This window comes from Chitinophaga sp., from assembly GCF_035538455.1.
Classification (GTDB): domain Bacteria; phylum Bacteroidota; class Bacteroidia; order Chitinophagales; family Chitinophagaceae; genus Chitinophaga.
In genome coordinates this window covers 28596-37028 of sequence record NZ_DATLKJ010000069.1, presented here as the reverse complement: position 1 = coordinate 37028, position 8433 = coordinate 28596, and the positions used below count along the sequence as shown (strand labels likewise).

At 48.4% G+C, this 8433-nt stretch carries 6 protein-coding genes; 3 read left to right on the top strand and 3 right to left on the bottom strand.

Annotation, left to right across the window (positions count from 1 at the left end; genetic code table 11):
• From VM802_RS08155 to VM802_RS08145, 3 genes are all read left to right on the top strand, one after another.
• Positions 1 to 1208: serine hydrolase domain-containing protein (locus VM802_RS08155; protein WP_325529334.1), on the top strand; the 1208-nt coding region annotated here is incomplete at its 5' end.
• A gap of 129 nt (positions 1209 to 1337) precedes the next feature.
• A complete protein-coding gene (locus VM802_RS08150; RefSeq protein WP_325529333.1) occupies positions 1338 to 2021 on the top strand; it encodes an SMI1/KNR4 family protein in 684 nt (227 codons plus the stop codon).
• Between the two features lie 108 nt (positions 2022 to 2129).
• A complete protein-coding gene (locus tag VM802_RS08145; protein ID WP_325529332.1) occupies positions 2130 to 4733 on the top strand; it encodes a DUF7133 domain-containing protein in 2604 nt (867 codons plus the stop codon).
• A 100-nt stretch (positions 4734 to 4833) separates the two neighbouring features.
• Here the strand turns inward: VM802_RS08145 and VM802_RS08140 are convergent, their stop codons facing one another.
• From VM802_RS08140 to VM802_RS08130, 3 genes are all read right to left on the bottom strand, one after another.
• Positions 4834 to 6366: a S8 family serine peptidase gene (locus tag VM802_RS08140; protein WP_325529331.1), complete on the bottom strand. Its 1533-nt coding sequence runs from the start codon at positions 6364 to 6366 to the stop codon at positions 4834 to 4836.
• An 81-nt stretch (positions 6367 to 6447) separates the two neighbouring features.
• Positions 6448 to 7419 (bottom strand): 2,3-diaminopropionate biosynthesis protein SbnB, encoded by a 972-nt coding sequence (locus tag VM802_RS08135; protein WP_325529330.1) that lies wholly within the window; start codon positions 7417 to 7419, stop codon positions 6448 to 6450.
• 30 nt (positions 7420 to 7449) lie between these two features.
• Positions 7450 to 8415, bottom strand: coding sequence for a pyridoxal-phosphate dependent enzyme (locus VM802_RS08130; protein ID WP_325529329.1), 966 nt, complete (start codon positions 8413 to 8415; stop codon positions 7450 to 7452).
• Between the last annotated feature and the right edge of the window lie 18 nt (positions 8416 to 8433).

Here is an 8433-nt window from a genome sequence, read left to right as displayed (position 1 = left end):
AACCTATTATTACAACAAAACGGAAACCTACAATGAAGCACCTGCTCAAAGTGCTGTTACCTGCTATTATCCTAGCGGCAGCCTGCAAGAAAAAAGACAGCGATCCTCAGCCCGGGGACCCTGCCACCGCCCAACTTACAGAAAAGCTCAGCGCCATTCACAAAAGTTCCGTGATGCCGGGGTTGTTTACCGCGGTGATCAAAAAAGGGGAAGTGGTGTATGCAAAAGGCTTTGGTTTTGCGGACGAGAAAAAGACCAGGCCTTTTACTGCACAAACGGCCATGCCTGTGGCTTCCGTCAGCAAGACACTGATTGCCATTGCCATCATGAAAGCGGTGGAGGAAGGCCATTTCACACTGGAAAGCAACATCAATGACCTGCTTCCCTTCAAGGTGGTACACCGGTTGTATCCGGATATTCCCATCAAAGTGAAACACCTGGTAACGCATACTACCGGTATCAGGGACACGCTCACCAATGAGACGGACAATTACACATTTGGCAAGACGCCACCGCAGACACTCGAAGCCTTTCTGCGGGATTACTATGTGCCTGGCGGCAAGTGGTACAAAGAGCAGGCATTTCTAACGGCCAAACCCGGCGAGAAAGTGGTTTACTCCAATTACGCTGCTGCGCTGGCGGCGTACCTGGTGGAATATAAAACAGGCGTACCGTATAACGTGTACGTACAAACGAAAATATTCCAGCCCCTGCAACTCCGTAGTGCCAACATGTTCTATGACGAGAATATGAGCAGCCGGTATGCTGATCTTCTCTCTCCTTTCCCCGCTCCGCAGTGGGTGCCTGTTTATTGCTTCAGCACTTATCCTGACGGCTCCTGGCGCGTTTCAGGTGAAGATCTCGTCACCTACCTGCGGGAAGTCATAAAAGGCTACAACGGTAACGGTACGCTGCTGCAGAAGACCTCCTATCAGCAGATCTTCACACCTGGGGCCAACTTGGGCATCGGCGATGCCAGCATCGGGGTATTCTGGTTCCGCTTTAATGGTAACTTCATGCATGGCGGTAACGATCCGGGCGTAGCCACAGAAATTGGTTTCGATCCTGTTACCCAATCGGGCTGGGTTATCATGACCAATACTACCGTGGACAGGCCCTACCCGGGCAGTCCGGCTGGCCTGGAACAGTTATCTGAAGCTTACGATGCCATCAGCAACCTCCTGATCTCTTTTGCGAAGAAGGGATAACGGCATGTATTCTCTGTCGGTTTTCAGCCGCCGGTAAGATCACGTTTTCATCTTATCTACAGCTGAAAGCCGGCTACTTCTTATCTGTTAAAACAATACCTTCGTGCCTGGACATCTTATAACCGTACAATGATTTTAAAACAGTCTTTTCCGAGGCTTACACCGGAACTACTCGACAAAACAGATGCTATCCTGAAGGAAAAATTCGGTTACTCCCCTCTGCCTGAAGATTACAGGCGCTTTATGTTGCAGCAGAATGGCGGATTTGTTTCTCCCGGATTTATTGATGACACCGACGATGCGCACACCCAGGAGATTGTATTTGATACACCGCTTACATGGGCCAGGGACAATAACAGACCGGTTACACCGTGTCTTATTATGTTCTTCGGCATCTGGCTGGAAGACATGCAGGGTGCTGATATAGAGAACGAAGAACTGTATGACCTGGTGTTGTCTAACGAACATTCCAGGTATGACTTTGATGTACTGCCGGATAATATGATGTCCATTGCAAAATGCAGTTATCCTGATGCGGCAGATATGCTCTGCCTTTCACTGGGTGGAGCCGACTATGGCGCTGTGTATTACAACTATGGTATGTGTGATCACCCGGCAAAGTTTCATGGAAATTATTATGAAGAGAAGGCGAAACTCGTTTTTGAAAAACATGGTATTACGGCAGATGAACTGGATGAGGAGACGGAAGAAGGCCAGCGGGTTGTTGATGATCTGAAACGGGCCACCTTCGTTAAAATAGCGGACTCTTTTGAGGAATTCCTGCGAAGCTGTAAGATTGCTCCTGTTCCATAAATGAACAGCGGGCGGATGACGTAAATAATAATTCTATTATAAAAAATTAATTTTTTATATCTTGGTCAGCCGTTAATTAATTCCACGTAATTACATAAGCAGTTAACAATGATCAAATTTTCAGTTGCGCTGATATGCTCTGTCACAGCGCTTATCGCAGTAAAACCATTTTCCGCGCATGCTCAGACTGCGCCCGCTGAACTAAGACTTACACGTTTTTCCGGTCCGGCGATTACACCCAGTCCCGCCTGCCTGGCAGTAGCGCCAACAGGAGAGGTATTTGTAGGGGTAGACATGATTGGTTCTCTTGGCAAAGACCCGGGTAAAGGCAGGATACTCAAACTGGTGGACCGGGACAATGATGGCAAAATGGATCAGCATACCGAGTTTGCAACAGTAGATAATCCACGGGGGATTATTGTGATGGGCAATCAGGTCTTTGTACTACATACGACGTTCTCCAAAGAAACGGGGAAGGCTACGGGGATGGCCCTGGTAGTTTTTGAAGATAAAGACGGGGACGGGAAAGCGGACGGTTCTCCTAAGCCGCTTATAGAACACCTCAGTAACACCAAATACATCCAGGAAAGGGGAACTGACCATGCTACCAATGGTATCCGTATGGGTATCGACGGCTGGATCTATATTGCCGTGGGCGACTTTGGTTTTCATGACGCCACGGACCGTTCCGGTAAAAAGCTGACCATGCTGGGTGGCGGAATTCTGCGGGTACGTCCTGACGGCACCGAAATGGAAGTGTTTACCCATGGAACGCGCAATGTATATGATGTTGCCATTGACCCGTATATGAATGTTTTTACGAGGGAAAACACCAACGATGGCGGAGGATGGAATGTGCGGTTTTCACACCATATCCAATCCGGAGAATATGGCTACCCTGTATTGTTCCAGCATTTCACAGATGAAATATTACCCGCGCTGGCAGACCTTGGAGGAGGCTCCGGTACGGGGGCTTTATTTATGTCGGAACCGAACTGGCCGGCGAAATATAACAACGTTCCGATGATGGCCGACTGGGGCAGAAGCATGTTGTATATTCACAGGGTAATGCCTGATGGTGCAACGTTCCGGCAGAAAGAAGAAAATTTTATAGCGTTATCCCAGATTACGGACCTGGATGTTGACGGGTCAGGCAGGCTTTACCTCTCCGCATGGGACGGTGCGGGTTATTCCGGTAGTGATACGATAGGTTTTGTAGTGCGTGCAGTGCCCAATGACTGGACTTATAAACCATTTCCGGATCTGGGTAAAGTTACGACGGATGAACTGGTTGGCTTGCTGACGTCTGCCAGTGCAGTAGCCCGGTTAAATGCCTCTCAGGAGTTGCTTCAGAGAGCTGATCAACAGGGAATTTCCGCTGCTTTGAAGATTGCATCCGACGGGCAGCAGCCGTTGTATGCCCGCGTTGCCGGCCTCTATACTTATGCACAGGCGGCGGGGAAAGCAGGTATTACCGCCTTAGTGGAACTGACAAAAGATAGTGTAATGAGAGAACATGCACTGCGGGCGCTGGCGGATCGCAAAGGCATACTGGGGGATGTTCCGGAGCAACCTTTTCTGGAGGGACTGAATGCCTCCTCTGCCCGTGTCCGTGCCGCAGCGATAGTAGGATTGGGCCGTATGGGCCGTATGGAGACGGCTACTGCTTTATTACAAACCAAAGTACCGGCGTCATTTGCTGCGCCGGCGAAAGATAAGGAAGGGCCGCATGCTACGCCCAATGCCGCCATTGTATTGCCGCATCTGGCTGTGCGGGCGCTTGTGGAGCTTCATGCCGCAGATGCTGCCGTATCAGCTGTTAACGGTCCCAATGCACCGCTGGCCTTATGGGCCCTGCGCTATATGCATGATGAAAAAGTGGTGACCGGGTTAATAGCCGCCTATCAGGCGTCAAAAAACGAGAAACTGAAAAAACAGATCCTGACAACGTTGGCCCGTCTGTATAAAAAAGAGGATGCCTATGACGCCTCCTGGTGGTGGGGAACCCGGCCGGATTCCCATGGCCCGTATTACAGAGCGGTACTTTGGGCAGGATCGCCTTTGATTGAAAAGTTCCTGAAAAAAGAGGCACAGAAAGCCGGTCCTGCTCACATGGATTTGTTCAGGGATCTGGATGCCCGCCACAGAATGGAGATCGCTGCATTTGCCCCGCTGAAAAAAGCTGAACCTGTTGCATCAAAGGAGCCTAAAGTAGACCTGGAGAAAATAAAAAGTAAGAAAGGACAGGTAGGTAAGTCATCTATCGAAGATGTACTCCTGGCTGTGAAGCAAATAAAAGGAGATCCTGCTAAAGGAAAGGTACTGTTCACCAACCAGGGATGTGTTGCCTGTCATAGTCTCAGCAAGGGCGAAAAGATGAAGGGGCCTTTTATGGGGCAGATTGGTTCTATTATGAACCGTGAGCGGATCGCTGAATCTATTCTCAAACCGAATGCATCTATTTCCCAGGGATTTGCAACAATAACGATCACCGCAAAGGGTAATAAAACCTATATGGGATTTGTTACGGAGGAAACAGCCGCAAAAGTAGTTATGCGGGACATTACCGGGGAGGTATACACAGTTAAGACGGCAGATATTCTGAGCCGCAAGGAAATGAAAACATCTATGATGCCAACAGGTCTTGCCAATGCATTGTCATATGAGGAGTTTGCATCACTGGTTAATTTCCTTTCGCAGCAAAAGAAATAATTCAATTGAGAAAAGAGATATTGGAATAAATATAAAAAGGCCCGCAAAAATTTGCGGGCCTTTCTCTTTCATTTTTTCACAAGTTAAATCATCAAACATATTACTGGCCTACTGCCACATCAGCATTTACAACGCCCCAGCCGAAAGTCTGGCTTCTGCTGCTGGCATAGTTGCCTGCTCTCGCCATTCTGGCGATGATGCTGTCTTTCGGATAGCTGGGATATTTGCTCCATACCAATGCGGCAATAGCAGCGGTGCTGGCGGTGGACACGGATGAACCGCCTACAGTAGAAGGCGCATCACCGGTCATGGCCAGGGACAAAGCGGTTTTAGCTGTGCTGGTTTGTTCCATTACTACCGTGAAGGCAACTTCGCGGCCTACGTGGCAATCACCGCAACGGTCAGTGAGGTTATCTTTAATACCGGTAACAGCTACCACTTGTGGCAGGTAAGCGGGATAGATCACGCCCAGCCAGTTAGGGATAGAACTGTTGGTGGTACCTGCAGCGCAGAACATCAGCTTACCTTTGCTGTAAGCATATTTGATCGCATCAGTGATCTGGTTGTAAGCGATGATAGTGCCCATACTCATGCTTACGATTTTAATATCGCTACGGTTGCCTGCGAGTGTATAAGCGTCGGTAACGCCTTGTACAGATTCAGAAGAGAGGATCACCACATTCTCACCTGCATGTACAGATACCAGGTTGGCGTTGTAGGCGATACCGGTTGCGCTGCCGTCAGTACCGCGGGGGCCGGCGAGTGCGCCTGCCATGCTGGTACCGTGACCGCATACGTCATCAGCGTTAGCGCCAGGATAGGTAGAGAGTTTTTCAATGGTTCTGCCAGAAGAAGAACCCTGATTGAAGGAAGAGCCAAGGTTATCCTGGTCGGGGCTTACGCCGGTGTCGATCAGCATCACTTTTACATTTTGTCCGGTAGATCTTACCCATGCCTGCGGGATCTTGTGGTAGGCATAGTTCCAGGACTGTTTGGAGGTTGGAGAGATGTTGATGTAATCTGTACCAGCTATCAGTCCTGGTTCAGCATTGTTGGTACCACAGCCGAAAGTGAGTAAGCCGGACTCTGTGGTGGCCTTTGCAGTGGAAGTATTACCCAGGCGCATTACTTTACCATAACCGATAGGCTCTGCATAACGTACCAGGTTAGAAGCTCTGAGTGCTTTGACAGTGGCCAGGTTGCTTACCTTCACGGTTATGAAGGGCAGTTGTCCTTCCTTGAATGCCAGGATGTCTTTTGCTGTTTTGTTGGGTTCATTTTTCAACACCAGGGCTAAAACTTGTTCCCTGGCTGATTTCCAGTCACCCTGTGCAACATCGATGTTACCGATCTTGTTGTCGAAGTCTGTAAAGCCGGCAGGTTGATAACCAACGGAGAGGATGCCATCGCTGTGTACCAGGGCGCTCCACAGTGTAATGTCGTCGGCGGATTTCCATTCAAATTTCTGGTCTTTCTTTAATTGTTCTCCGATGAAAGCGTCGATTTTTTCTTTCGGAACAATTGTACCAGGGTTTTCAACACCGGTTGACAAGGTGTTGGTCGATTCTCCCTTACGGCAGGCTACCATCGTGGAAAACAGGAGAAACATGATAAACAGATCTGATTTTTTCATGTGTAAAATTTAGAGGTGATTAAATAATGAAAAATGGTTAACAATAGGGTTTGCTGACTGTGTTCTATATTCCGATGGTTATTAGTCGGGCATAACGGCGCCTACTTTGCGGCTGGTTGCTTCATTGTAGTAATATCCGCCTACTGCAATATCGAAGATGGCCATACCCATGGGATTGAACATGATTACGGCGTCTGCGGGAGCCTGTTGCAGGGACCTGTTACATACAATATCAGCGATAGAGAGCGTGTCCTTTTTTTCGAGTCCTGCTGTTTTGTGCATATTCTCTATATCCGTATTCTGACGGCATACTTCTTCCCAGTCGTCTACAATAATCACATCCATATATGATCTCATTTCCGCCTTATAGTCTCTCAATGAAACATTCAGTTGCAGAGAGCCTTTCACGGGTGGGAGATCCACATACGGGCTGGCGGATACGGTGCATGTGATGAAGATGTCTGCTGTAGTATAGGCATCCTGCCAGGAAGTGACTACCTCCACTTTATCTTTCCATGCGTCTTCTACATGACTGAGATCAACTGGGTTGATGTCGTACAGGAAGATACGGTTGATGCGGTCGCCAAGGATAGCAGTGACCATCTTCAGGTGTGTGCGGCCTATTGGCCCGAAGCCCATGATAGCGACAGTAAAGCGCTGATCAGGTGTTTTGCTTTCCAGATACTCTTCCACTACTACACCGGATACTGCCGCAGTGCGGATGGCGCTGACAGCAGCGGTATTGATCATGCACAACGGTACGCCGGAATCATGTTCGTTCAGGATTGTTACTGAATGCGCTCTCAGTTTGTTGTGATAGATATTATCCGGGAAACTGGCAATCCATTTGATGCCTGCCAATGGCACATCGCCGCCTACGTATGCGGGCATGGCGATGATCCTGTTCTTGGGATCGCCATAGCGGAGATAGGGTTTGATAGGCTGTGAATAGTCATTGCGGTGCAGCGCTTCCGTAGCGCTCCTGATGATGGATGTCAGCTTACTCCAGTTAACGCCCAGTTCGTTGATGTTGGTGGCATTCAGATATAACATTGTTGTATGTATTTTTTCGGGTTTGAAGAATTATGCGACAGTAGTTGCAGACAGTTTCTCCGCCAGCTGTTCACCCCACTGTTTGTTGTAGATGGTGTCGAGATAGGTATGGCCTTTATCCGGGAAGATCATCAATGCTGTAGGTTTTGTTACGTGCCGGTTTTCTTTGAAATAGTTCTTGGCAGCCAGGTATACTGCGCCGGAAGAGGCACCGGCGAAGATCACCTGCTCATTGAGCAGTTCAAAGCATCCTTTGATGATGTCTGTCTGCGAAACGATTACCACATCATCAATAATGGCGTTCTCAATAATAGGCGGAACCTGGCTTGCGCCGATACCTGAGATATAACGCTTTACAGGAGGCGCGTTGAAGATAACAGAACCTTCCACGTCTACGCCTACAATTTTAATATCCGGCCTTTTCTGCTTGATACTCTTTGAAACACCGGTGATGGCACCACTAGAGCTTACAGCGATGAAGATATAATCGAGGTGATCGAAAGAGCGGATTACTTCTTCCGTAAAACCGAAGTACCCTTTGTAATTATTCGGATCGCCATACTGATCAGCGATGAATGAGTTTTCAATGCTTGCATGCAACTGGTTGACGGTGTCGATGCGGGTGAGCAGGTAACCGCCGGTTTTATCGCGTTCTGATACCTTCACTACTTTCCAGGAAAGCAGGTTCAGTAAGGACTCATATGCACTATTGATGTTCGGGTCGATAACAGGTATAAATTTCAGGCCCAGCATTTTACTGATAGAAGCCACAGCGATGGCCAGGTTTCCTGAGCTGGAAGCGATGATGGTAGTATCCTGGTTAATGCGGCCCGACTTGATGCCGTTGTATATGATACTGTATCCTGCACGGTCTTTAGAGCTGCCCGAGAAGTTGTTATATTCCAGTTTTGCGAAGAGGTTCGCATCATCATTTTTCAATTCTATCAGCGGCGTATTTCCGATAAAAGCGGATAACTTTTCGAGTTGTTTTAACATAAGTGAAGTTTTTAAGGA